Origin of the sequence: Mycobacterium sp. DL440, assembly GCF_011745145.1 — a bacterium.
GTDB lineage: Bacteria > Actinomycetota > Actinomycetes > Mycobacteriales > Mycobacteriaceae > Mycobacterium.
On record NZ_CP050191.1, the window covers coordinates 4,233,013 to 4,256,171 of the forward strand.

Below are 23,159 nucleotides of genomic sequence, written 5' to 3' on the forward strand. Positions count from 1 at the left end.
TTGTTACTTCTTCTCGCGCTGGGACTTGCCACTGTCCCAGCGGTTGAACCCCGCCTTCTCGGCGGATTCCACGTCGGCGAACCAGAGCTCGGCGATGGTCACCGAGTAGGACGGGCTCTCCGGCGAGTGATAGAGCATCGAATCCTCGTTGCCCTTGATCAGATACCCCGCCGGCGTGCCCGCACCCGAAACCCGGACCGAACCGGCGCCGTAGGGCGTCTCCTCGACGACCTCGACGTCATCGCCTGCCGCAGCATCGTCAGCAGCCTCGTGGGCACCTCCGCCGGAGGCGAACTTGGCCGCACCTGCCGCACCCGCGGCTGCCGCACCCGCCGCCCCGGCGCCGGCGCCGGCTCCGGCGCCGGTGACCTTGGGCAACCTCGTGGTCGGCTCGTCGACCGAGCCGACCTTGGGCAGCCGCGTCGTGGCGTCATCGGTGACAGCCGTTGCAGTGGCGGCAGTTCCGCCCTTGGCCGCAGCGCTGGGACGTCGGCCGAGGGCGCCGTACACCGGCACCTCCCGCTTCACCCGACGCAGGGTCAGTGCCAGCGTCAATACCAGCCCGAGCACGAAGGCCAGAGCCATCAACCACCAGTTCACATCGCTCATCGTCGTGCTCCAATCTCACGTGAGCCGGGCAGTTCGGCGAACGCCTCTTCCTCAGTGGTGGGCTTGACGGTCACGACTGAAATCAGCCAGGCCACCAGCGACCCCACCACAAACGCGAGCAGATACCACAACCATTGGATTACGAAGTCCATGTCGAATCTCCCTAGTTGACCGTGATCTCGACGCGGCGGTTCTGCGCCTTGCCTTCGGGGGTGTCATTGCTGGCGATCGGATTCGCCGAACCCGCGCCCGACGACGTCACGTGATCGGCCGCCAGCCCCTGCGAAACCAGATAATCAGCAACGGCTTTCGCGCGGTTGCCGCTCAGCGGGACATTGATCGCGTCATTGCCCGAGCTGTCGGTGTAACCGGTGACGGCCACTTGCGCGCCCGCACAGGACTTCAGCTTGTCGGCCACCTGCGACAGCAGCTGCTGCGATGACGCGGCCACAACGAACCCGTCGGTGCTGAAGTTGATCGGTGTGCGCAGCAGTGCACTCACATCGTTCTGCAGCACGGCGCAGGGTCCGGGTGTACCCGGTGCACCGGGAGCGGCAGGTGGCGGAGGCGCAGGGGCAGTAGCGATCTGAATGTTGTTGACGAGCTTGATGTTCGGCCATGCCGCCTTGGCGGCCGCCTCGACCGCGTCGCGCACCTGTGCCGACGGCGCGGTTCCGGTGAGCGTCAGCGTGTCACCGTCGATGCTGAAACCGAAATCCGGAACACCCTCGGCTGCGGCATCGAAAACCTTGCCCAGAGCCGAAACATCGGGGGTGCTCACGCCCGGACGCAGATTCAGATTGTCGATCAGATTGACGTCCCCACCGAATTTTCCGCGCAGCCAGTCCAGCAGCGAGGCCTTGGCGGCCGCGTCGGGCAGATCGCCGGTGAGGGTGAAATCCTTGCCGTTACGCGTAATCGACAACGGCGCGAACGAGAGGTTGGGCAAATTGACGTTGGGAGCGTTGACGTCCGGGGCATTCACGTCCGGAGCGGTCAACGTCGCAGTGGGATTGACATCGGGAAGCGTGACATCGGAGTTCTTACCGGAGCGATCGAGCCCACCCCATCCGATCAGCCCCAGCAACAATGGAACTGCGACCAGCGCCAACAACCAACCCAAACCAGGTGGTCGTCGATATAATTTGGAGGCTGTTTGCCAGCCTGTGATTGTCCGAGATTCGTCCGAACCCGACATTTTGGGTACTCCTGAAGTCGACGAACAGTTATCTACAGCAGCGAAACAGGTTGACGGTAGCAGTAAATGGAATTCGATGGTTAGGTTCGAGCAATACTCTCCGAATCCACGGCGACATCAACGAGTGGCGAGCAGATCTATCACGAAGATCAGCGTCTTACCGGAAAGCCGGTGCCCCGAACCCGCCGGACCGTAGGCCTGGGCCGGCGGAATGACGAGCTGGCGGCGACCACCCACCCGCATCCCGGGAATTCCGTCCTGCCAGCCCTGAATTAGGCCCCGCAACGGAAACTCAATGGATTCTCCACGATTCCAGGAGCTGTCGAACTCCTCACCGGAGTCGTATTCGATGCCTACATAGTGCACTTCGACAGTGCCCCCGGGCACTGCCTCGGAGCCATCACCCACCACCAGATCCTTGATCACCAATTCGCTGGGGGCGGGTCCGTCCGGAAACTCGATCTCAGGTTTTGTACTCACCAGATCAACGGTAGTCGGGCAGACTGGTTGTGTGGCCAAAGATCAGGACATCCTCGGCGAAGTTCACCGACTCGTTGCCGAAGAGCAGGAGCTCCGGTCGAAACTGCAGCGCCGAGAAATAGACGAATCCGAAGAGCAACAAAGACTGAGATCGCTGGAAGTCGCCCTCGACCAGTGTTGGGACCTGTTGCGGCAGCGCCGCGCGCTCCGCGAAACCGGACAGGACCCCGGACTGGCCCACCCCCGCGGGGCCGACGAGGTCGAAGGTTACAAAGGCTGACCGGATGGGTATGACGTGACCGAAGACTCGTTGGACGCGGTCATCGTCGGCGGTGGGCACAACGGGTTGGTGGCTGCTGCGTACCTGGCTCGCGCGGGCCGCCGGGTACAGGTACTCGAACGCCTCGACCACGTAGGCGGGGCAGCAGTTTCGGCGCATCCCTTCGACGGTGTGGACGCGCGGCTGTCACGGTACTCGTATCTGGTCAGCCTGCTGCCGCAGCGCATCATCACCGATCTCGGCGCCCGAATCCGATTGTCGCGGCGCCGATACTCCTCCTACACACCGGATCCGGTCACGGGTGGAGCCACTGACCTACTGATCGGTCCTCGGCCGACATTCGACGCTATCGGCGCAGGAAACGACGCGGCCGGGTTCCACGAGTTCTACCGCCGCTGCGGGCTGGTCACCAGCCGAATTTGGCCGACGCTGCTGCAGCCGCTGTGCACCCGGTCCGAGATGCGGGGGTACGTTCTGGGCGGACAGGACACCGAAACCACCGCCACCTGGGATGCACTGATCGAACAACCCATCGGCGAGGCGATCACCGCAGCGGTATCGCACGATCTGGTGCGCGGCGTGATGGCCACCGACGCCCTGATCGGCACCTTCGCCGGCCTGAACGATCCGTCGCTGATCCAGAACGTGTGTTTCCTCTACCACCTGATCGGCGGCGGCACCGGCGACTGGGACGTCCCGGTCGGTGGGATGGGCGCGGTCACCGGAGCCCTGGCCGCTGCCGCGGCCGGCCATGGAGCCGAAATCATCACCGGTGCAGACGTTTACGCGGTCAACCCGGATGGTGAGGTGCGCTACCGACAGGGCGGGTCCGCTCGACGGGCGCACGCCGACCGGGTGCTGGCCAACGTCACCCCGGCAGTGCTGGCCGAGCTACTCGGCGAACCGGCCCCCGAGACCGCCCCGGGCGCGCAGGTGAAGGTCAACCTGATGCTGCGTCGACTCCCCCGGCTTCGCGACGAACGTACTACGCCTGAGCAGGCATTCGGCGGCACGTTCCACATCAACGAGACCTTCAGCCAGCTGAGCGGGGCCTACGACACCGCCGCCGCCGGACACGTGCCCGATCCGCTGCCGTGCGAAATCTACTGCCACTCCTTGACCGATCCCAGCATCCTGTCCGAGGACCTGCGTGCCTCGGGTGCGCAAACCCTGACCGTCTTCGGATTGCACACCCCGCACTCACTGATCCACAAGGATCCCGACCGCATGCGGGACCGGCTGACCTCGGCGGTGCTCAACTCGCTCAATTCGGTTCTGGCCGAACCGATTCAGGATGTCCTGATGGAGGACGCGGCGGGCCGGCTATGCATCGAGTCCAAGACCACCGCCGATCTGGAACAGGCGCTGGGGATGACCGCGGGCAATATCTTCCACGGCGCGCTGCGCTGGCCGTTCATCGAGGACGACGTCGTGTTGGAGACGCCGGCTCAACACTGGGGGGTGGCCACCCGCCATGACCGGATCCTGTTGTGCGGCTCAGGATCGGTGCGCGGCGGCGCCGTCTCCGGAATCGGCGGGCACAACGCCGCGATGGCAGTGCTGGAAGGCTGAGGCAGCAGGCTATGGCGCGGCGATCTTGCGCAGGATGATCTGAAGCGTCTCGAGGTCCTTGGCGTCGAGCGCCGCCAACACATCGGGCGCCGGGTCGTCGACCCTGTCGATACGGGTCAGCAGCGCGCGCCCGGTTTCGGTGAGCGACACCAGCTTGCTGCGGCGGTTGGCCGGATCGATCTCCCGTATGACGAGCCCCCGCTCCTCAAGCTCGTTGACCGCGACGGTGGCCGCCGGGGCGTCGACGGTGGCAGCGTAGGCCAGCTGCTTGACGGTCAACGGTTCGTGTGCAAGCCGTTTCAGGACGCGGACGCGGCTGAACGGAAGCCCAGTCTGCTCGATCACCGCCCGACGCCAGCCGTCGCGGTGGTCGAAAACCAATGCGGTCAGACCCCGCCACACCTCGTCGGCCAACTCGGCCTGCCCGTCATCGGACATGGCTCACCTCCCTAGCATCGTGCTGACCGATCAGCGGCACCAACTTCTGGGCCGACCGCAACGCCCACGGCATGGTGGAGACGACGCCCAGGGCGAAGATCGCCAAACCCAGCGCGGCACAGACGAACCACAGTGGACGGGCCGCCGCGGCAAAGTCGACACCGGTCCCGGCCAGCGCCGCACCTGCCACCGAACCACACAGTGCCACACCGATACTCACGCCGACCTGACGACTGGTGGAGGCCACGGCCGAGGCCGCACCGGCGCGGTCCAGCGGCATACCGCTGACCGCTGTCGTGGTGATCGGTGCATTCACCATCGAGAAGCCGATGCCGAACACCGCGAACATGACCAGCAGTTGCCATACCGGGGTGTCTCCGGTCAGCCGGGTCAGCAGGATGGTCGCCACGGTGATCGTGGCGCCGGCCACCAACAGCGAGGGCCGGCTGCCGTACCGGCCGACCAACCGGCCCGACAACGGCGAGAAGATCAGCGCGCCCACCGCGACCGGCAGGTAGATCAACCCGGTGTGCATCGCGGAGTAGCCACGTTCCGTCTGCAGGTACAGCGACATCATGAACAGGAACGCCCCGTAGGCGGCGAACGCACAGACTGCGATCAGGGTGGCCGAGGCGAACGGCACGCTGCGGAAGAACCGCAGATCGATAAACGGGTCCCGGCGGCGCGACTCGTAGCGCAGGAACGCCACCAGCGCCATCAACGCGACCACCGCGACGGCCAGCGTGCGCGGGTCGGTCCAGCCGAATCCCGGGCCCTCGATGAGTACGAAGACGACACCGAACAGGAACGCCACCCCCAGGACCTGACCGACCGGGTCGAGATCACGCATGGTCGCCGACTTCGATTCAGGCACGAAGATCGCGGTGAGCACGACGGCCAGCGCGCAGATCGGCAGGTTGATCCAGAAGACCGCGCGCCAGTCGACGTACTCGATGAGCGCCCCGCCCACGATCGGTCCGAGTGCCATCGAGATGCCCACCACCCCGCCCCAGACGCCGATGGCGCGGGCGCGCTCGACCCGGCCGGTGAACACCTGGGTGATGATCGACATCGCTACCGGGTTGAGCATCGAACCGCCGACGGCCTGCAGGAAGCGCGCCGCGATGAGGGTTTCGATGTTGGGCGCGAGGCTGCACAGCAGCGAGGCCACCGCGAAGATCGTCAGGCCCAATTGGAATGTCCGCCTGCGGCCGAACCGGTCGCCGGTGGCGCCGGCCAGCAGCAGCAGCGAGGCCAGCACCAGGGTGTAGACGTCGACGATCCACTGCAGCTGCGACGGCGAAGCGCCCAGATCGTCGCGGATGCTCGGGAGCGCGACGTTGACGATGGTGGCGTCCATCGACACGATCAGCAGGCTCAGACAGCACGAGACGAGGATGATCGCCTTGCGCCGGGCGCCGAGAGCGCCAATAGTTGCATTCACACAACTATTGTGAAACTACAACTGTTTTCTGCGCAACTCGGGCGCCACGCCAGCGTGACACTCGGCGTCGACAGCCACGCCGGCGTGACAAAGGCCCAGGAGCGGTCCGCTCCCGGGCCCTGGTCAGTTGATGTCAGCGCTTGGTGATGTCTAGGTACCCGCGCTCGGTGTAGCCGGTGTAGATCTGGCGCGGGCGGCCGATCTTGTTGGGCTCCGAGTGCATCTCACGCCAGTGCGCGATCCAGCCGGGCAGCCGACCCAGCGCGAACAGCACGGTGAACATGCGGGTCGGGAAACCCATCGCCCGGTAGATCACGCCGGTGTAGTAATCGACGTTCGGGTAGAGCTTGCGCTCGATGAAGAAGTCATCGGTCAACGCGATCTCTTCGAGCTGCTTGGCGATGTCGAGCAGCTCATCATCGCCGCCCAGTTTGCCCAGGATCTTGTCGGCCTGCTCCTTGACGATGCGGGCGCGCGGGTCGTAGTTCTTGTAGACCCGGTGTCCGAAGCCCATCAGCTTCACACCGTCTTCACGGTTCTTGACCTTCTTGACGAAGGTCTTCACATCGTCGTCACCGGTGCGGATCTTCTCGAGCATCTCCAACACGGCCTGATTGGCACCGCCGTGCAGCGGACCCCACAACGCGTTGATGCCGCCGGAGATCGAGGTGAACAAGTTGGCCTGCGAGGAGCCCACCAGACGCACCGTCGAGGTCGAACAGTTCTGCTCGTGATCGGCATGCAGGATCAACAGCATGTCCAACGCCCGGACGATCTCCGGATCCACCTCATACGGCTCGGCCGGGAAGCCGAACGTCATCCGCAGGAAGTTCTCCACCAACGTCAACGAGTTGTCCGGGTACAGGAACGGCTGCCCCTCGGACTTCTTGTAGGCGTAGGCGGCGATGGTCGGCAACTTCGCCAGCAAGCGGATGGTCGATAGCTCGACCTGCTTGTTGTCCAGCGGATCCAGCGAATCCTGGTAGTAGGCGCTCAACGCGTTGACCGCAGACGACAGCACCGGCATCGGATGCGCGTTGCGCGGGAAGCCGTCGAAGAACCGCTTGAGGTCCTCATGCAGCAGGGTGTGCCGCTGGATCTGGGTGGTGAACGACTCCAACTGCTCGGCCGTCGGCAGCTCACCGTAGATCAGCAGGTAGCTGACCTCAATGAACGTGGAATTCTCCGCCAGCTGCTCGATCGGGATACCCCGGTAACGCAGGATCCCGGCATCACCGTCGATGTAGGTGATCGCGGACTTGGTGGAGGCGGTGTTGACGAAGCCACCATCAAACGTGGTGTAGCCGGTCTTGGCCAGCAACGGGCCAAGCGCGATGCCGTCACTGCCCTCGGTGGCGGGGACGATCTCCAGATCGATCTCGCCACCGGGGTACTGGAGGTGGGCAAATTCCTGCCCACTCGCCGGGTTTTCGGCCACGGGAATCCCTTCATCGTCCTGGGAACCGACAACTGCTCTACAAAAGGTAGTCGCAATCGATCGGCGCTGCCCGCGGGGGGTTACCAACGGGTCACCACGAACCGCCCCGCGCTTGGTCGCGGGCCTGCCCCACAGGGCTCCGATGTGCCTGAGATCCCAGCTCAGCGTGACGGAGGGGCCGTGGCCGAGCTACCCCACGCCCGCAACGACCGACCGGAAATCGGAATACGTCGCCTCGATCCGCCCGACGATGTCGTCGACGCTCACCGAGGCCCAGTTTGCCCCTGATCCCAGGTCGCCGATGGCAGTCATGATGATCGAACCCCACACCACAGCAGTCAGCTTGAGCCGGCGATCATCGCCGGGCACGCCCATCCGCTGTGCCAGCGCCACGTTGACCGCATCCGCCCGGAATTGCGACGCCGTGTGCATCAGCGCCGGCGACGAGGTGACGATGCGCGCCGAGGCCAACAGCCGATCGGCCGTGAGTTGGGTCGGCGGCGCGGTCTTGGTCTTGAGGAACGCCTGCACGTGAGCCCGGTACAACGCCTCGAGGTGGCCGATTTCGGCCGGTTGCGTCGCCAACTCGATCGCCACGCTCTCGATCACCTCGTCGACGAACGCCAGGACGACCGCATCCTTCGTCGCGAAGTAGCGGCTGAAAGTACGTGGGGAGACATCTGCGACCGCCGCGATCTGCTCGACGGTGGTGTTCTCGAATCCCTGGCGGTCACACAGATCGATCGCGGCCTCGATCAACATCGCCCGGGTGCGTTGCTTCTTACGTTCCCGCAAACCGGCCTCGGCCTGCCGCATCACATCCGCCACGAGATCGGATGTTATCGCCCGCGCACCGCTGTTTCGGACCGTTTCGGCAACTATGTGGCGTCGGGTGTCATTCGCCGGTGCTCATACTTTGTCTGGCTCGGACTCTTCCTGCGGCACACGGGCAGTCGTGCTCACCCGGTAGCGCACGAATGCCGGGACCGCGAGCGCGGCGATCACCACGCCGACGACCACCAGCGCGCCGCCGCCAGCCGCGGCGACCGTCGTGCCCACCGCCGCCGCTGCCGCGCCGTGCAACGTGTCGGCCAGTCGCGGGCCACCGGCCACCACCACCGTGAACACGCCCTGCAGCCGGCCGCGCAGCTCATCGGAGGCCGCCTGCTGCAGGATCGTCGACCGGAAAGCGGCCGACACCATATCGGCCGCGCCACCAACAGCCAAGAACGCCAAGGCAATCCACAACACCAGCCCGGCGGTGCCGCCGGCTGCCCCACCTGCGATACCGAACCCGACCATCGCCACGCCCCACACCACGATGGCCAGCACCACGGCCAGCCCCTGCCTGCGGATCCGCGGCAGCCAGCCCGAGAAGACGCCGCCGGCCACCGCGCCCGCCGACATCGCCGCCGCCAGCAAGGCCATCGCCGTGCCACCCGATACCGGGCCGCCGAAACTCTCGTGCGCCATCTGCGGGAACAGCGCGCGCGGCATCCCGAAGATCATCGCCACCAGATCGACGACGAACGACATCAACACCACCCGGTTACCGGCCAGATAACGGAAGCCGTCCAGCACCGCCCCGAGGCCCCAGCGGGACGAACCCTCCTCGGTGCTCACCGGCGGCATCGGCGCCAGCCGGAACGTGGCCCAGATCGGTACCAGGCAGCAGACGGCGTCGATGAGGTAGAGCGTCGACAGATCCACCCAGTGCAACATCACCCCGGCCAGCAGGGGTCCGACGATCGCCCCGAACTGGAAGACCGTCATGTTCAGCGCATTCGCCGCGGGCAATTGGTCACCGGGAATCATGCGCGGAATGGCCGCCGACCGGGTCGGGCTGTTGATCGCGAAGAACGCCTGCTGCACCGACAGCAGGCACAGCACCACCCACACGTTGTTGAGCGACAGCGCGGCCTGAAGCCACAGCAGCACCGAGGCTCCGGCAAGCCCGATCGAGGCGATGATCAACAGCAGCCTGCGGTCCATCGCGTCGGCCCAGGCGCCACCCCACAGGCCGAAGACCACCAGCGGAACGAGCGCGAACAGACCGGACAATCCGACATAGGCCGAGTTCTCGGTGAGCACGTACAGCTGCACCGGCACCGCGAAGATGGTCAGGTTGGCGCCGATGACCGTGGGGATCCCGGCCACCCACAGCCGCCGGAAATCCGGGGTGCGCAGCGGTGTGGTGTCGGCGAAAAACCTGCGCACTAGGCCGGGACGAGCGAAGCGACGGGGAATGTCATGGTTGCAGGCGTTCCGCTTGATCACCGGTCACGCGAATTCGGTTGTGTACCCGGTTCTCCCGGCCCTGCCAGAACTCCACGCTCTCGGGCGCGATCAGGTAGCCACCCCAGTTCGGCGGTACCGGAACCGTTTCGAGATCGGCGAACCGCGCGGTCACCTCGGCGAGCTGGTCCAGCAAGGCCGGACGCGACGCGATCGGACTCGACTGCTGCGACGCCCAGGCACCCAGCTGAGAACCCCGGGGACGCTTGGACCAATACTCCTCCGTGGCCTCACGGCTCACCTTGGTCACCGGACCGTGCACATGGACCTGGCGGCCCAGCTGGTACCAGGGGAATGTCGCCGACGCGTACGGATGCGCGGCCAGCTGTGTCCCCTTGGCGGAGTCATAGTTCGTGTAGAACGTGATGCCCGTCTCGTCCATGCTCTTGCACAACACCGTTCGGGTGACAGGTCTTCCCTCATCGTCGGTGGTGGCCACCACCATGGCATTGGCCTCGGCCACCCCGGCGCGGTACGCGTCGGCCAGCCAGGCCCGCAACAACGTCAGCCAACCGGTGGCCGGATCCTCGCCGAGCCAGTCGACGTCCAGATCGCCGCAGCCGTCCTTCTCCACGTAATCCGCACGCATGGCAGCCAGGTCGTGCTGGTCGTGTTCAGGGGCTTTTCCTGAGGGTATCGCCACCGCGGTAACGCTACGCCTGGACTTGGTGCAACAATCTGGCCATGCCAGCTGTACCGGAAGACTTCGTTGCCGGCCTCGAAGGCGTCGTAGCCTTCACCACCGAGATCGCTGAACCGGACAAGGACGGCGGCGCGCTGCGCTACCGGGGCGTGGACATCGAGGAACTCGTGGACCGCCGGGTCACCTTCGGCGACGTGTGGGGACTGCTGGTCGACGGCAGTTTCGGCACGGGCCTTCCCCCGGCCGAGCCGTTCCCGCTGCCCATTCACAGCGGCGACGTCCGCGTCGACGTCCAGGCGGGGCTGGCGATGCTGGCACCCATCTGGGGCTACGCGCCGCTGCTGGACATCGAGGACACCACTGCGCGTGACCAGTTGGCCCGGGCCTCGGTGATGGCGCTGTCCTACGTCGCCCAGTCCGCCCGCGGCATCTACCAACCTGCGGTGCCGCAACGCCGGATCGACGAATGTGACACGGTCACATCTCGTTTCATGACGCGCTGGCAGGGCGACCCGGACCCCAAGCACGTCGAGGCGATCGACGCCTACTGGGTCACCGCCGCCGAGCACGGGATGAACGCCTCGACCTTCACCGCCCGGGTGATCGCCTCCACCGGCGCCGATGTCGCGGCCGCCCTGTCGGGCGCGGTGGGCGCGATGAGCGGGCCGCTGCACGGCGGCGCCCCGGCCCGGGTGCTGCCGATGATCGAAGAGGTCGAGAAGTCCGGCGATGCCCGTGCAGTGGTGAAATCCATCTTGGATCGCGGCGACAAGCTGATGGGCTTCGGGCACCGTGTCTACCGGGCCGAGGATCCGCGGGCCCGGGTGTTGCGGGCCACCGCCAAACGCCTTGAGGCACCCCGCTACGAGGTGGCCGCGGCCCTGGAGCAGGCCGCACTGGCCGAGCTTCGGGAGCGCCGCCCGGACCGGGCCATCGAGACCAACGTCGAGTTCTGGGCGGCGGTAATCCTGGACTTCGCCCAGGTGCCCGCCTCGATGATGCCCGCGATGTTCACCTGTGGGCGGACCGCGGGCTGGTGCGCGCACATCATGGAACAGAAACGGCTCGGCAAGCTGGTGCGCCCGGCCGCCATCTACGTCGGCCCCGAACCGCGCAGCGTCCAGTCGGTCGTCGGATGGGACAAGATCGCCACGTCATGAGCGGTGCTCGCGACGAATTCGCGTCGGCGGCACACGCTTTCGCCCGGCTGGTGCAGGACCCGGCGTCGATGGCCGATCTGGCCGGACGCGACCTTGGCTCCGACCCGGCCGCCGCGGTGGATGCGCTGGTCAGCCGGGCCCTGACCGGACGGGCTGACCTGCCGCGGGGATTCTCGGTCACCTAGTTGTCAGACTCCGGTGGTTGCATGGGATGGGTACGCCGATGAGATCCGCCCGCCGCGCGGGTCTGCATTGAATCCGCTCACCAACACCAGGAGAAGATCATGGCGATCGAAGTAACCCCCGCAGTACTGCCGCATCTGGTTGTCGACGACGCTGCCGCGGCAATCGACTTCTACGTCAAGGCATTCGGTGCCACCGAGTTGGGCCGCGTGCCCGGGCCCGACGGCCGCAGACTCATTCACGCCGCACTGACCATCAACGGGTCCACGGTCATGCTCAACGACGACTTTCCTGAGTACAACGACGGCAAGTCGACGACGCCCAAGGCCCTGGGCGGCACCCCGGTCACCATCCACCTCACCGTGACCGATGTCGAGGCCAGTTTCGCCAAGGCGGTCGACGCCGGCGCAGAGGTCGTCATGCCGCTGGAGGACCAGTTCTGGGGCGACCGCTACGGCATGGTGCGCGATCCGTTCGGCCACCAGTGGTCACTCGGGCAGCCGGTGCGCGAGGTCAGCCCGGACGAGATCGCACAGGCCATGCAGTCAGGGCAATAGCCCGCTCCGCCGCCATCCCCCAGAGTCCATACTGATCTCCTGCCACGAAGGAGATCGATGAACACCCAGCCCACCGACACCACGCCGGCTGCCCGCGCGCTGCGCTGGCGGGTGGTGGACATCGTCGTCGCCAGCGTCCTCGCGACGGCGGCCGGGCTGGTGTTCGTCGTGTGGAATATCGCGTCCAACCCGATCAGCGCACCGTTGACGGCGGTGCTTCCTGGGCTGCAGGCGTTGCTCGCCGGCGGATGGCTGTTCGCCGGCGTGCTCACCGCCCTGGTGATCCGCAAGCCCGGCGCCGCCCTGTACGGCGAGCTCGTCGCGGCCACGGTGTCGGCGCTGGTCGGCAACCAGTGGGGCGTGCTCACCCTCGAATCCGGACTGGTGCAGGGGCTCGGCGCGGAACTGGTCTTCGCGGTGTTCCTCTACCGCCGCTGGGGATTGCCGGTCGCGCTGGTCGCGGGCGCCGTCGCCGGGCTGGCCCTGGCGATCAACGACCTCATCCTCTGGTATCCCGGTTCGGCCAACACGTTCGCAACGATCTACACGGTTTCGGCGATCGTCTCCGGCGCGCTCGTCGCCGGGCTCCTGTCCTGGTTCGCGGTCAGGGGTCTGGCGAAGACCGGGGCGCTGAGCCGGTTCGCCTCGGGGCGGATCGGCCCCGACGCTCGATGAGCTCACCGCACGGCGCCGGTGCCACCGTCACCGCGCACACCTGGGGTTGGTGCCATGCCGGACGCGCCGCCTGGGCCGTGCGGGACCTCGATCTGCGGATCGAGCCCGGCGAGCGGGTGTTGCTGTTGGGGCCGTCCGGAGCAGGGAAATCGACTCTGCTGCACGGTATCGCGGGATTGCTCGGCGGTGCCGAAGAGGGCAAGCAGGCCGGCCTTCTCCGGGTCGACGGCGCTGCGCCGGGCGAACAACGTCACCGGATCGGCATGGTGCTGCAGGATCCCGACGCCCAGGTGATCCTGTCCCGGGTCGGCGACGACGTCGCCTTCGGCATGGAGAACTTCGGCGTCCCGCGCGAACAGATCTGGCCCCGGGTCCGAGCGGCCCTCGACGCCGTCGGGCTGAATCTGGGTCTGTCCCAATCCACTTCGGAGCTGTCCGGCGGACAGAAGCAGCGTCTCGCACTGGCCGGGGTGATCGCGATGGATCCCGGGCTCATCCTGCTCGACGAACCGACGGCCAACCTCGACCCCGTTGGTGTCCTCGAAGTGCGGGACGCGGTTGCCGCTTCGGCCGCACGGACCGGCGCGACGCTCATCGTCATCGAGCACCGCACCGAGGTGTGGATGCCCGTCATCGACCGCGTCGTCGTGCTCGGCGCCGACGGCCACGTGATCGCCGACGGAGCCTGCGACCAGACGATCTCGCGCAACCACGACTACCTGGTCCGATCGGGTGTCTGGGTACCCGACACCCCGCTACCCGAGATCACCCGACACCGGTCCGGAACACGCGAAACATTGCTGCACGCTGCGGATCTCGCACTGGCCCACCCTGGTGATCCCCCGATGCAGGTCGGGTTGAATTTCGAGATCGACGCCGGCCAGACCACGGTGATCACCGGCCCGAACGGAGCCGGCAAGTCGACGCTGGCACTCACCTTGGGCGGCCTGTTGCCGGTGCCGGCCGGACGTCTTGAGGCACACCCCGGCTTCGCGCCCTCCCCGTCCCGTCGCAATCCCGTCAAATGGCGGTCCAAAGAACTGCTCACCCGACTCGGCAGTGTGTTCCAGGATCCTGAACACCAGTTCCTCGCCGCGACGGTGCGCGACGAACTCTCGTTGGGCCCCAAGGCGATCAAGCTAAGCACCGCCGAAACCAACACCCGCACTGACGAACTCCTCGAACGCCTGCACCTGGCACACCTCGCCGCGGTGAACCCCTACACCCTCTCCGGTGGAGAGAAGCGCCGACTGTCGGTGGCCACGATGCTGGCAACCGCGCCCAAAGTGATCATCCTCGACGAGCCGACGTTCGGCCAGGACCGGCGCACGTGGGAAGAGTTGACCAGGTTGCTGGCCGAAATCGCCGACGGCGGTACGGCCGTCGTCGCTGCCACCCACGATCTCGACTTCGCCGGCCTGCTCGCCGACGCCCGGATCGTGTTGCCCGACTGGGAGCCCACCACAGAGACGCGCCCATGACCGCGCGCCCGATCAACCCGGTCGCGCGACTGCTCACCGCCCTGATCATCGCGGGTGCCCTGGTGCTGTCGGTCGACTGGGTGTCGGCGCTGACCGCGCTGGTCGGTGAGATCGTGCTGTTCGCCGCGATCGGGGTGAAACTGCGTGCGGCGCTGACCCGGGGCGCGGTGGTCGCCCTCGCGGCCACGCTCACCGCGATCACCATCCTGCTCTACGGGCAGGCGAGCGGAACGGTGTATTGGCATTTCCTCCTCGTCACGATCAGTGACGGATCCATCGCCCTGGCGGCCGCCACCTTCCTTCGGGTCCTGGCCATCGCGCTGCCGTCGGTCATCCTGTTCATCGGCGTGGAATCGACCGAATTGGCAGATGGTTTGGGGCAGGTGCTACGGCTGCCGGCCCGGTTCGTGCTCGGTGCCCTGGCCGGCCTGCGTCTGGTCGGGCTGCTCGGACAGGACTGGCAGTACCTCGGTTACGCCCGGCGCGCCCGCGGCGTGGCCGACCATGCCAGGGTGCGCCGGGTCGCCGGGCAGACGTTCGCCCTGCTGGTATTCGCCGTGCGGCGCGGGTCGAAGCTTGCCACTGCGATGGAGGCCCGCGGGTTCGGCGCCTACCCCACCCGGACCTGGGCCCGCCCGTCGCCATTCGGGACCCGCGAATTCGCCCTGATCGCGGCGGGATTCGTCATCGCAGCAGCCGCCATCGCCGTGTCGGTGGCCTCCGGAGCCTGGAACTTCATTGGCACTCGATGACATTCTGGGCCGCCTCGGACCCACGGCGACGACCGTGCTGATCGACGGCCGTTCCGGGTCGGGCAAGTCGACGCTGGCGGTTCAGCTGCACGAATGCTGGACCGACAGCGTCGTGGTCCGTCTCGACGACATCTACCCGGGTTGGGACGGATTGTCTTGGGCCGCAGAACATGTGCGGCAATCACTGCTCGAGCCGCGGGCAGCCGGGCACACCGGGCGCTGGCGGCAATGGGACTGGGTAGCGGCTGCGCCCAGCGGCTGGCACACCGTCGAACCCGGACAACGTCTCATCGTCGAGGGCATCGGCGCGCTCACCTCGGCCACCCGGGCGCTGGCCGATCTCGGCATCTGGGTCGACGCCGACGACACCGAGCGCAAGCGTCGCGCACTGGAACGCGACGGCGAGACCTACCGGCCGCACTGGGACCGGTGGGCCGCCCAGGAGGAAGAGTTCATCGCGCGGTTCCGGCCCAGGGCGTACGCCGATCTGATCGCGGTGCTGACGGTATACGGATTCGAGTTCACCGCTCCCGGTTAGGGTCAACGCGAAGCGATCGGAGGGAGGGTCGATGCTGGACTGGCTGGCGCAGCTCGTGCAGCCGCTCACCACCACACTGTTCGTCCTGGGCGGTGACGCGGTGAGTTGGGCCGAGCTGCTGGGCTTCGTCACCGGCGGGCTGTGCGTGGCACTGACCGTGCGGCGGCACATCGCCAACTTCCCGGTGGGAATCGCCAACTGCCTGTTCTTCCTGGTGCTGTTCGCCTCGGCCCGGCTGTGGGCCGACGCCGGCCTTCAGATTCTCTACATCGCACTGGGTTTCGCCGGGTGGTGGCAGTGGCGGTACGGCAACGCCGGCCGCACCCCGCTGGTGGTCACCCGGGCGCGCCCGGACCAAATCGGTTGGTGTGTGGGCATTGTCGTCGCGGGGACAGCGCTGCTGACGGTCGTCCTGCGCGCCGCGCACGACGCGGCCCCGTTTCTCGATGCGCTCACCACGAGCCTGTCGTTGGTCGCGCAGTGGCTGCTGAACGGCAAGCACCTTCAAACCTGGTACTTCTGGATCGCGGCGGACTGCGTCTACATCCCGCTCTACCTGAGCCGCGATCTGAACCTGACCGCGGCAATCTACGTGGTGTTCCTGATGCTGTGCCTGTCGGGGCTGCAGTCCTGGCGGAAGGTGCGGGTGCCATGAGCGAGTTCGGTCACGGCCTGTTCATCGGCAAGTTCTATCCGCCCCATCGGGGACATCACGCCGCAATCACCGCCGCCGCGGACCGCTGCGACCGGGTGACCGTGCTGGTGATGGCGGCGGCCCCGGAGACCGTACCGCTGGCGGACCGGATGGCCTGGCTGCGCGATACCCACACCGCTCAGACCACCGTCACCGTTGCCGGAATCCCTTGCGATGCACCGCTGGACGTCACTGACCAACGTGTGTGGGCGGCGCAGGTGGCCGCCATGCGCGCTGGGCTGCGGGCGGCGGACTGCCCGGCCACCGTCGACGCGGTGTTCTGCGGCGACGACTACGGTGACGAGCTGGCACGCTGGTTCGACGCCGCGAGCGTGCGGATCACCCGGAGCCCCGTCAGCGCCTCGGCCGTCCGCCGCGACCTGGCCGACCGGTGGCCAGAACTGGCCCCGGCCACCCGCGCCGGGCTGACCACCCGGGTCGTCGTGTTGGGCGCGGAGTCGACGGGAACGACGGCGGTAACTGCGCGGCTCCAGCAGCACTATGCCGCGCGCGGCGGGGTCTGGGCCACGACCCGCAACGTCGAGGAATACGGCCGCGAATACACGGCACGACTCTGGGAACGCCAACCCGATCGGGCGATCGACGAATTAGTTTGGGATCACAGTGATTTCGATGCCATCGGGACCGAACAGAACCGCCGGGAGGAGGCTGCTGCCCGCGACGGTTCACCGATCCTGGTGTGTGACACCGACGCGTTCGCCACCGCGGTGTGGGAACGACGCTATCTCGGGACGGCCGCGCGCAGCGGTCAGCCGTGGACCCGGGTGCCGCACCGTGCGGTGTATCTGCTCACCGATCATGCCGAGGTGCCGTGGCACGACGACGGGTTGCGGGAGGGCGATCTGGACATCCGCGCGGCGATGACCGGTTGGTTCGCCGATGCGCTGACGGCCGCCGGGCACTCCTGGGTGCTGTTGACGGGCTCCCTGTCCGACCGCATCGAGGTGGCCCTACGAACCGTCGACCCGCTGTTGGATCTTTCGATGCACTTCGGTGAGCCGTTGCACGGGCCCGGCTTCGAATAACCCAAGCCGGGCCTCGGCACCTCAGTGCACTTGCAGGCTCGCGGTAAGGCGCTGCCGCACAGTCGGTTTCGGCGCTGTCGCGGCGACCGCGACCATCTCGTCCACCGAGGTGAACTTGTCGCGCGGCCGGTCTTCGCCACCCCGCGCGATCTCGGTGGCGTCGATGGCCTGCCACCCGGCGGCGTCGACCATGGCGGGCTGGCGCGTCCGCACCAGTTTCTCCAAGGCGGCCCGCTTGTGCACCGGGTCGGTCAGCGCACCGGCGTTGTAATCGTCCACCAACTGGCGCACGGTCTGCGCCGCACAAGACTTGTTGGTGCCGATGAAGCCGGTAGGCCCGCGCTTGATCCAGCCGGCCACGTACGCGCCGGACGCGCCGCGGACGCGTCCGCCGTCGTTGGGCACGACGGAAGCGCCGTCATCGAATGGAAGATCGGCAATCGCCTTGCCGCGGTAGCCGATCGAGGTGAGCACCAGCCCAACGTCGAGTGTGCGCACCTGATCGGTCCCGGTGACACCGAATTCGATACCGCTGACCCGCTCCCCACCCAGCACACGCTGCGGGGTGAGGCGGTAGGCCAGCCGGATCCGCGGCCGGGTCAGCGGAGCTGAAGAGACACCGAGCTTGGCCAGGATCTCCAGCTTGTTGCGGGTCAGCGGATCGGTCTCCCGAGCGAGATCGGCCACCACCAGCTGATGATCAGCTTCGTCGAGCACGACGTCGCAGCTCGCGGTCAGGCCGATCAGCTCGGGCAGTGTGAAAGCCGACTCGGCGGGACCGCGGCGGGCCGCGATCACCACCTCGGAGACCTTCGAGGAGCGCAGGGCCGCCAGAGCGTGATCGGAGATGTCGGTGCGGGCCAGTACGTCCGGATCGGTCGTGAGCACCCGGGCCACGTCGAATGCGACGTTGCCGTTGCCGACGATGACCACCCGTTCATGACTCAGGTCCACCGGCAGGTCGGTGAACTCGGGGTGCCCGTTGATCCAGGCCACCATCTCGGTCGCGGTCCCGGTGCCGGGCAGGTCCACGCCGTCGATGTCGAGCCGGCGGTCGTTGGGTGCACCCACCGCGTACAGCACGGCGTGATGATGCTCCAACAGGTCGGCGTGCGACAGGTGCTTACCGACCTCGACGTTGAGGAAGAACCGGAAACCCGGTATCCGGGCAATCGTGTCGAACAGGCTCGTCACCCGCTTGGTGCCCTGATGGTCCGGTGCCACACCGGCACGCACCAACCCGTAGGGCGTCGGCAGCTTCTCGAAGACATTGACCCGCACGCCGCGCTGCGTCAGCAGCTCGTCGGCCGCGTACATGGCGGCCGGACCGGAGCCCACGATCGCCACCGTCAGGGGTCCGCCGCGAGCCTCAACCTTGGGGGCCGCGATCACCGGCGCCAGCTTCGACGTCGGCGGCAGCTTGCCTTCCCGTTTCGGGTAGAAGGCGGCGTTGAGCTCGATGAAGGGCAGCTGCTTCTCGGTCAGCTTGGTATCGGCCGCGATCGCGCCGACCGGGCAGGCGCTCACGCACGCGCCGCAGTCCACACATGCCTCGGGATCGATGTAGAGCATCTCGGCCGTTGCGAACCCCGGCTCATCCGGTGACGGATGGATGCAGTTCACCGGGCACGCGTAGACACAGGACCCGTCGCTACAACACGACTGGGTGATCACATGGGGCATCTAGAACCTCTGTAGACCTTGCGACTTTCCGGGGCGAGCTTTAGGCGACCGAGACCAGGTGCTCGCGCTGAGGCTCGCTACGGTAGCGGCTCGGCGGCCCGTCGATCTTGCAGATCCGCCACACCAGTTTGGCGATCGGGTTCATCAGGCCAGTGTCGTGGCACAGCATACGGACATCGCCGAACATGTCCCGCAGCATCTTGCGCGACTCCGGCGAACGGAAGAACAACTCCTTGCGCACCGAGCGCGGGATGTCGAATTCCTTCCAGAACGCGCGGGGCGGCACGATGATCGCCGAACACAGGATGCGCATGGTCAGCGGCACGAACAGCGAGAGAATCCAGCGCTGACGACGGCGCAGGTTCGGCACCCGCTTGTGCAGGTACTGGTGCGCGAAGGAGATGTGCCGGGCTTCCTCGGCGACGTGGATCGCCATGACCCGTTCCATGATCGGATGCAGGGCCTTGCCCTCGCGCAGCACGTTCTTCTGCGTGTGGTCGATGGGCTCCTCGCCGGCGAGCACGCCGAAGAAGAACGGGATCGGCAGCGGGCCCGCGGCCAGCGGGATCAGCGGCTGCAGCCACTTGAGCAGCCGCGGCATGCCCGGCACGTCCATGCCGATGCGGTTGACCATCTCCTGGAACATCAGGGTGTGGTTGCACTCCTCGACCGACTCGTGGAGGCAGTACCGGTACTCCGGGGAACCGTTGGGCACCCAGAACGAGTACTCCATCAGGCCGCGGATCAGGATGTTCTCGAAGTGCAGGCCGACCTTGGCGACGTTGGCCTGGCGCCACATGCCGATCTCGATCTGCCGCTCGACCGGCTGCGCTTGGTACCACGAGTGCCCGCCCATCGGGTCGGTCCCCGGCAGGATCCAGCGCGGATCATCGGGGACGACGGCAAATTCCGGCGAGTCCCAGTCGATGTCCTTGTAAGGGTTGAAATTGCGTCGCACCGACCCCTCGGACAATGTTGCGAGCATGTCGACGTACTGAATGTCGTCGCTGACGTCCATGTTCTTGCGCCAGCGCCTGACCATCTTGGTCCGTGCCATGTTGCAGACCTCTCTATAATCGTCTGAGGTTTACATCTACCCACCTGTTGTCCAAACGGTACCGCAGGTATCGAGTAAAAGTCCATGCCTGATTTGAAACGTTTGCCGATAGGTGACTGCCGGTGGTCAATCTGAAGACCAAAGACCAGGTAGAAGCGATGGCCGCCGCCGGGAAAATAGTCGCGGAAACATTGCGAACACTCGCCGATCAGGCCGCCCCAGGTCACACCACGGCCGATTTGGACCGGATCGCCGCCGGAATCCTGGCCGCGCGCAGCGCCACCTCCCCCTTCCTCGACTACCACCCACGCTGGGCGCGGAGCCCGTTCCCGGCGGTGCTGTGTGTCAGCGTCAACGACGCGGTGGTGCACGGCATCCCCGACGGCACCGCGCTGGCCGACGGGGACCTCGTGTCGGTGGACTTCGGAGCAGTTCTGAACGGCTGGTGCGGGGACTCCGCCCGCAGCTTCGTCGTGGGTACCCCGCGAACGGCTGACATCGCATTGATCGAGGCGACGGACGCGGCCCTGGCGGCCGGGATCGCCGCGGTGCGGCCCGGCAATACCCTGGGCGACATCGGACATGCCATCGCGTCGGTGGCCCGGGAGGCCGGCTACGGCGTGCTGGCCAACCACGGCGGCCACGGCATCGGGCGCACCATGCACGAGGCGCCGCACGTTCCCAATGTGGGGCAGCCCGGGGAGGGCCTCAGGCTGCGGCCCGGCCTGGTGATCGCGATCGAGCCGATGTTGATCGCCGACGGCACCACGGGCTACGTCCACGATCCCGACGGCTGGACGCTTCGCACCGCCACCGGGGCCCGCGCCGCGCACAGCGAACACACCGTGGCCGTCACCGCCGACAGTGCCCGGATTTTGACCCTCTAGCGGCCGACTTTAGGCTTGTCGGCATGGCTGAACTGATCATCCCCGCCGACCTCAAGCCCCGCGACGGCCGTTTCGGATGTGGCCCCTCCAAGGTCCGCCCCGAGCAACTGACCGCGCTGGCCGCTGCCGGGGATCTGTTCGGCACATCCCATCGGCAGGCGCCGATCAAGAATCTGGTGGGTCGCGTCCGCGACGGGCTACGCGCGCTGTTCTCGGTGCCCGACGGGTACGAGGTGATCCTGGGCAACGGCGGATCGACCGCATTCTGGGATGCCGCGGCGTTCGGTCTGATCGACCAGCGCTCGCTCCACCTGACCTACGGCGAGTTCAGCGCCAAATTCGCCTCATGCGTGTCCAAGAACCCCTTCATCGGCGACCCGATCATCGTCAAGACCGACCCGGGCACCGCGCCACAGCCCCAGTCCGACCCGTCTGTCGACGCCGTCGCCTGGGCGCACAACGAGACCTCGACCGGCGTCTCGGTGCCTGTGCAGCGTCCGGCCGGCGATGCCCTGGTTCTGATCGACGCCACCTCAGCCGCGGGCGGCCTGCCCGTCGACATCACCGACACCGACGCGTATTACTTTGCGCCGCAGAAGAATTTCGCCGGCGACGGCGGCCTGTGGCTGGCCATCGTCAGCCCGGCGGCGCTGGCCCGCATCGAGGCAATCGGCGCATCGGACCGCTGGGTGCCCGACTTCCTGTCGCTGCCCATCGCAGTGGAGAACAGTCTCAAGAACCAGACCTACAACACCCCGGCCATCGCCACGCTGATCCTGCTGGCCGAGCAGATCGACTGGCTCAACGGCAACGGCGGCCTGGACTGGGCCGTCAAGCGCACCGCCGACTCGTCGCAGCGGCTGTACTCGTGGGCCGAGGGCACGTCGTTCGCCACCCCGTTCGTGACCGATCCGGCCCTGCGCTCACAGGTTGTCGGGACGATCGACTTCAACGATTCGGTGGATGCCGCCGCAGTCGCCAAGGTGCTGCGCGCCAACGGGATCGTGGATACCGAGCCATACCGCAAGCTGGGCCGTAACCAGCTGCGGATCGGCATGTTCCCGGCCGTGGAGCCTGACGACGTGAGCGCCCTGACCAGCTGCGTCGACTGGGTCGTTGAAAATCTGTGAGCGCAGCTTCATCTCCGGGCTCTCCCGCCAGCGTGTCAGCCCGGTAACGGGGCGATAACGCAGTAGGGTTCGCGCAGGAGGTCAGGTCGGTATGCGAGAACTCAGAGTCGTTGGATTGAACGTAGACGGCAGACGCATCATCTGCGAAGACGACGACTCCAAAGAGACGTTCAGCTTGCGTGTCGATGACCGGCTGCGCGCTGCGATGCGCGGAGACAAGGTCGCCTCGAATCAGTCCGAGAGCGATATAGAGGTGCAGAACGTGCTGCGACCCAAGGAGATTCAGGCAAAGATTCGCGCCGGGGCGTCGGTCGAGCAGTTGGCCACGGCAGCCGGGGTGCCTATCGAGCGGGTCGAGCGGTTCGCTCATCCGGTACTACTGGAGCGCGCTCGCGCGGCCGAGCTGGCCACCGCGGCGCATCCGGTGCTGGCCGACGGACCTGCAGTGCTGACGCTGCTCGAAACCATCACACAGGCCATCGTGGCCCGGGGTCTCGACCCCGATTCCATCGCGTGGGACGCCTGGCGCAACGAAGACAACCGGTGGACCGTACAGCTGGCCTGGAAGGCCGGCCGGTCGGACAATGTCGCGCATTTCCGGTTCAGCCCCGGGGCCCACGGCGGCACCGTCGCCGCGTCGGACGACGCGGCCCGCCAGCTGATCAACCCCGACTTCGGCAGGCCGCTGCGCCCCGTCGCCGCGGTCCCTCACCTGTTCGACAATCACGAGGCCGACGAGGTCCATCACGTTCCGGCCGCAGCACCCGAGCAGTTCAGCCGACCCGCCGATCCCGCGCCCGCACCCATGCCGGCTCCCCCGGCACCTGCCAAGCGCGGCCGCAAGGCGCGTCCCGCGGTTCCGGCCTGGGAGGACGTGCTGCTGGGCGTGCGCTCGTCGGGCACCCAGCCCTGACCGTTG

Annotated in this window: 26 protein-coding genes; 14 read left to right on the forward strand and 12 right to left on the reverse strand. The window is 66.9% G+C overall.

Going from position 1 to position 23,159, the window contains the following annotated elements:
* Positions 1-3 precede the first annotated feature (3 nt).
* The 4 genes from HBE63_RS20600 to HBE63_RS20615 all read right to left on the reverse strand — a co-directional run bounded on the left by HBE63_RS20600 (position 4) and on the right by HBE63_RS20615 (position 2,287).
* Complete coding sequence (locus HBE63_RS20600; RefSeq protein ID WP_166906402.1) at positions 4-609, reverse strand: hypothetical protein; 606 nt, start codon at positions 607-609, stop codon at positions 4-6.
* Complete coding sequence (locus HBE63_RS20605) at positions 606-761, reverse strand: hypothetical protein (protein WP_166906403.1); 156 nt, start codon at positions 759-761, stop codon at positions 606-608. Before HBE63_RS20605 ends, HBE63_RS20600 begins: the two co-directional genes overlap by 4 nt.
* A gap of 11 nt (positions 762-772) precedes the next feature.
* Positions 773-1,807, reverse strand: coding sequence for an OmpA family protein (locus HBE63_RS20610; RefSeq protein ID WP_166906404.1), 1,035 nt, complete (start codon positions 1,805-1,807; stop codon positions 773-775).
* A gap of 117 nt (positions 1,808-1,924) precedes the next feature.
* Positions 1,925-2,287: an FKBP-type peptidyl-prolyl cis-trans isomerase gene (locus HBE63_RS20615; RefSeq protein WP_166906405.1), complete on the reverse strand. Its 363-nt coding sequence runs from the start codon at positions 2,285-2,287 to the stop codon at positions 1,925-1,927.
* 31 nt (positions 2,288-2,318) lie between these two features.
* Here HBE63_RS20615 and HBE63_RS20620 point away from each other — a divergent pair, with 31 nt between their 5' ends.
* Both HBE63_RS20620 and HBE63_RS20625 read left to right on the forward strand, forming a co-directional pair.
* The gene (locus tag HBE63_RS20620) at positions 2,319-2,567 is read left to right on the forward strand and encodes a DUF2630 family protein (protein WP_166906406.1); all 249 of its coding nucleotides are present in this window, start codon (positions 2,319-2,321) and stop codon (positions 2,565-2,567) included.
* Positions 2,568-2,582: 15 nt separating this feature from the next.
* The gene (locus tag HBE63_RS20625; protein WP_166906407.1) at positions 2,583-4,139 is read left to right on the forward strand and encodes an NAD(P)/FAD-dependent oxidoreductase; all 1,557 of its coding nucleotides are present in this window, start codon (positions 2,583-2,585) and stop codon (positions 4,137-4,139) included.
* Between the two features lie 9 nt (positions 4,140-4,148).
* Here HBE63_RS20625 and HBE63_RS20630 read toward each other — a convergent pair whose 3' ends face one another.
* The 6 genes from HBE63_RS20630 to pdxH all read right to left on the reverse strand — a co-directional run bounded on the left by HBE63_RS20630 (position 4,149) and on the right by pdxH (position 10,343).
* Complete coding sequence (locus HBE63_RS20630) at positions 4,149-4,577, reverse strand: MarR family winged helix-turn-helix transcriptional regulator (RefSeq protein ID WP_166906408.1); 429 nt, start codon at positions 4,575-4,577, stop codon at positions 4,149-4,151.
* Entirely contained in the window at positions 4,567-6,021 is a 1,455-nt protein-coding gene (locus HBE63_RS20635; protein WP_166906409.1) for an MFS transporter, read from the reverse strand. The genes HBE63_RS20630 and HBE63_RS20635 overlap by 11 nt, the downstream gene beginning before the upstream one ends.
* A 133-nt stretch (positions 6,022-6,154) precedes the next feature.
* Complete coding sequence (locus HBE63_RS20640; RefSeq protein WP_166906410.1) at positions 6,155-7,459, reverse strand: citrate synthase; 1,305 nt, start codon at positions 7,457-7,459, stop codon at positions 6,155-6,157.
* 189 nt (positions 7,460-7,648) lie between these two features.
* The gene (locus HBE63_RS20645) at positions 7,649-8,287 is read right to left on the reverse strand and encodes a TetR/AcrR family transcriptional regulator (RefSeq protein WP_243858194.1); all 639 of its coding nucleotides are present in this window, start codon (positions 8,285-8,287) and stop codon (positions 7,649-7,651) included.
* Positions 8,288-8,368: 81 nt separating this feature from the next.
* Entirely contained in the window at positions 8,369-9,676 is a 1,308-nt protein-coding gene (locus HBE63_RS20650) for an MFS transporter (protein WP_166906411.1), read from the reverse strand.
* Between the two features lie 31 nt (positions 9,677-9,707).
* Entirely contained in the window at positions 9,708-10,343 is a 636-nt protein-coding gene (gene pdxH / locus HBE63_RS20655; RefSeq protein WP_166910023.1) for a pyridoxamine 5'-phosphate oxidase, read from the reverse strand.
* Between the two features lie 95 nt (positions 10,344-10,438).
* Between pdxH and HBE63_RS20660 the strand changes: the two genes are divergently transcribed.
* The 9 genes from HBE63_RS20660 (at position 10,439) to HBE63_RS20700 (ending at position 17,483) form a co-directional block, all read left to right on the forward strand.
* On the forward strand, positions 10,439-11,557 hold the full coding sequence (locus HBE63_RS20660; RefSeq protein ID WP_166906412.1) for a citrate synthase 2: 1,119 nt from the start codon (positions 10,439-10,441) through the stop codon (positions 11,555-11,557).
* The gene (locus HBE63_RS20665; RefSeq protein WP_166906413.1) at positions 11,554-11,742 is read left to right on the forward strand and encodes a hypothetical protein; all 189 of its coding nucleotides are present in this window, start codon (positions 11,554-11,556) and stop codon (positions 11,740-11,742) included. The genes HBE63_RS20660 and HBE63_RS20665 overlap by 4 nt, the downstream gene beginning before the upstream one ends.
* A 99-nt stretch (positions 11,743-11,841) precedes the next feature.
* Positions 11,842-12,297, forward strand: coding sequence for a VOC family protein (locus tag HBE63_RS20670; RefSeq protein WP_166906414.1), 456 nt, complete (start codon positions 11,842-11,844; stop codon positions 12,295-12,297).
* 57 nt (positions 12,298-12,354) lie between these two features.
* On the forward strand, positions 12,355-12,972 hold the full coding sequence (locus HBE63_RS20675; RefSeq protein ID WP_166906415.1) for an ECF transporter S component: 618 nt from the start codon (positions 12,355-12,357) through the stop codon (positions 12,970-12,972).
* Entirely contained in the window at positions 12,969-14,453 is a 1,485-nt protein-coding gene (locus tag HBE63_RS20680) for an ABC transporter ATP-binding protein (RefSeq protein ID WP_166906416.1), read from the forward strand. Before HBE63_RS20675 ends, HBE63_RS20680 begins: the two co-directional genes overlap by 4 nt.
* Positions 14,450-15,205: an energy-coupling factor transporter transmembrane protein EcfT gene (locus HBE63_RS20685; protein WP_166906417.1), complete on the forward strand. Its 756-nt coding sequence runs from the start codon at positions 14,450-14,452 to the stop codon at positions 15,203-15,205. The genes HBE63_RS20680 and HBE63_RS20685 overlap by 4 nt, the downstream gene beginning before the upstream one ends.
* The gene (locus HBE63_RS20690; protein ID WP_166906418.1) at positions 15,192-15,743 is read left to right on the forward strand and encodes an AAA family ATPase; all 552 of its coding nucleotides are present in this window, start codon (positions 15,192-15,194) and stop codon (positions 15,741-15,743) included. Before HBE63_RS20685 ends, HBE63_RS20690 begins: the two co-directional genes overlap by 14 nt.
* 31 nt (positions 15,744-15,774) lie before the next feature.
* On the forward strand, positions 15,775-16,398 hold the full coding sequence (pnuC, locus tag HBE63_RS20695) for a nicotinamide riboside transporter PnuC (RefSeq protein WP_166906419.1): 624 nt from the start codon (positions 15,775-15,777) through the stop codon (positions 16,396-16,398).
* Entirely contained in the window at positions 16,395-17,483 is a 1,089-nt protein-coding gene (locus HBE63_RS20700) for an AAA family ATPase (protein ID WP_166906420.1), read from the forward strand. Before pnuC ends, HBE63_RS20700 begins: the two co-directional genes overlap by 4 nt.
* 21 nt (positions 17,484-17,504) lie before the next feature.
* Here HBE63_RS20700 and HBE63_RS20705 read toward each other — a convergent pair whose 3' ends face one another.
* Both HBE63_RS20705 and HBE63_RS20710 read right to left on the reverse strand, forming a co-directional pair.
* Positions 17,505-19,166: a 4Fe-4S binding protein gene (locus tag HBE63_RS20705; protein WP_166906421.1), complete on the reverse strand. Its 1,662-nt coding sequence runs from the start codon at positions 19,164-19,166 to the stop codon at positions 17,505-17,507.
* Positions 19,167-19,206: 40 nt separating this feature from the next.
* Positions 19,207-20,223 (reverse strand): diiron oxygenase, encoded by a 1,017-nt coding sequence (locus HBE63_RS20710; RefSeq protein WP_166906422.1) that lies wholly within the window; start codon positions 20,221-20,223, stop codon positions 19,207-19,209.
* Between the two features lie 122 nt (positions 20,224-20,345).
* Between HBE63_RS20710 and map the strand changes: the two genes are divergently transcribed.
* The 3 genes from map (at position 20,346) to sepH (ending at position 23,153) form a co-directional block, all read left to right on the forward strand.
* Positions 20,346-21,110 carry a type I methionyl aminopeptidase gene (gene map, locus HBE63_RS20715; RefSeq protein ID WP_166906423.1) on the forward strand — a complete coding sequence of 255 codons (765 nt, stop codon included), beginning with the start codon at positions 20,346-20,348 and terminating at the stop codon, positions 21,108-21,110.
* A 23-nt stretch (positions 21,111-21,133) separates the two neighbouring features.
* Positions 21,134-22,240: a phosphoserine transaminase gene (serC, locus tag HBE63_RS20720; RefSeq protein ID WP_166906424.1), complete on the forward strand. Its 1,107-nt coding sequence runs from the start codon at positions 21,134-21,136 to the stop codon at positions 22,238-22,240.
* Positions 22,241-22,331: 91 nt separating this feature from the next.
* Positions 22,332-23,153: a septation protein SepH gene (gene sepH / locus HBE63_RS20725; protein WP_166906425.1), complete on the forward strand. Its 822-nt coding sequence runs from the start codon at positions 22,332-22,334 to the stop codon at positions 23,151-23,153.
* The last annotated feature ends 6 nt before the right edge of the window (positions 23,154-23,159 follow it).

What these genes read in the sequence shown, in the direction of transcription:
- HBE63_RS20705 (WP_166906421.1), bottom strand. Translation starts at nt 19,166, where the DNA reads ATGCCCCATGTGATCACCCAGTCGTGTTGTAGCGACGGGTCCTGTGTC.
- HBE63_RS20600 (WP_166906402.1), bottom strand. Translation starts at nt 609, where the DNA reads ATGAGCGATGTGAACTGGTGGTTGATGGCTCTGGCCTTCGTGCTCGGG.
- HBE63_RS20610 (WP_166906404.1), bottom strand. Translation starts at nt 1,807, where the DNA reads ATGTCGGGTTCGGACGAATCTCGGACAATCACAGGCTGGCAAACAGCC.
- HBE63_RS20675 (WP_166906415.1), top strand. Translation starts at nt 12,355, where the DNA reads ATGAACACCCAGCCCACCGACACCACGCCGGCTGCCCGCGCGCTGCGC.
- HBE63_RS20630 (WP_166906408.1), bottom strand. Translation starts at nt 4,577, where the DNA reads ATGTCCGATGACGGGCAGGCCGAGTTGGCCGACGAGGTGTGGCGGGGT.
- HBE63_RS20685 (WP_166906417.1), top strand. Translation starts at nt 14,450, where the DNA reads ATGACCGCGCGCCCGATCAACCCGGTCGCGCGACTGCTCACCGCCCTG.
- pnuC (WP_166906419.1), top strand. Translation starts at nt 15,775, where the DNA reads ATGCTGGACTGGCTGGCGCAGCTCGTGCAGCCGCTCACCACCACACTG.
- HBE63_RS20665 (WP_166906413.1), top strand. Translation starts at nt 11,554, where the DNA reads ATGAGCGGTGCTCGCGACGAATTCGCGTCGGCGGCACACGCTTTCGCC.
- pdxH (WP_166910023.1), bottom strand. Translation starts at nt 10,343, where the DNA reads ATGCGTGCGGATTACGTGGAGAAGGACGGCTGCGGCGATCTGGACGTC.
- serC (WP_166906424.1), top strand. Translation starts at nt 21,134, where the DNA reads ATGGCTGAACTGATCATCCCCGCCGACCTCAAGCCCCGCGACGGCCGT.
- HBE63_RS20710 (WP_166906422.1), bottom strand. Translation starts at nt 20,223, where the DNA reads ATGGCACGGACCAAGATGGTCAGGCGCTGGCGCAAGAACATGGACGTC.
- HBE63_RS20660 (WP_166906412.1), top strand. Translation starts at nt 10,439, where the DNA reads ATGCCAGCTGTACCGGAAGACTTCGTTGCCGGCCTCGAAGGCGTCGTA.
- HBE63_RS20680 (WP_166906416.1), top strand. Translation starts at nt 12,969, where the DNA reads ATGAGCTCACCGCACGGCGCCGGTGCCACCGTCACCGCGCACACCTGG.
- sepH (WP_166906425.1), top strand. Translation starts at nt 22,332, where the DNA reads ATGCGAGAACTCAGAGTCGTTGGATTGAACGTAGACGGCAGACGCATC.
- HBE63_RS20605 (WP_166906403.1), bottom strand. Translation starts at nt 761, where the DNA reads ATGGACTTCGTAATCCAATGGTTGTGGTATCTGCTCGCGTTTGTGGTG.
- HBE63_RS20700 (WP_166906420.1), top strand. Translation starts at nt 16,395, where the DNA reads ATGAGCGAGTTCGGTCACGGCCTGTTCATCGGCAAGTTCTATCCGCCC.
- HBE63_RS20670 (WP_166906414.1), top strand. Translation starts at nt 11,842, where the DNA reads ATGGCGATCGAAGTAACCCCCGCAGTACTGCCGCATCTGGTTGTCGAC.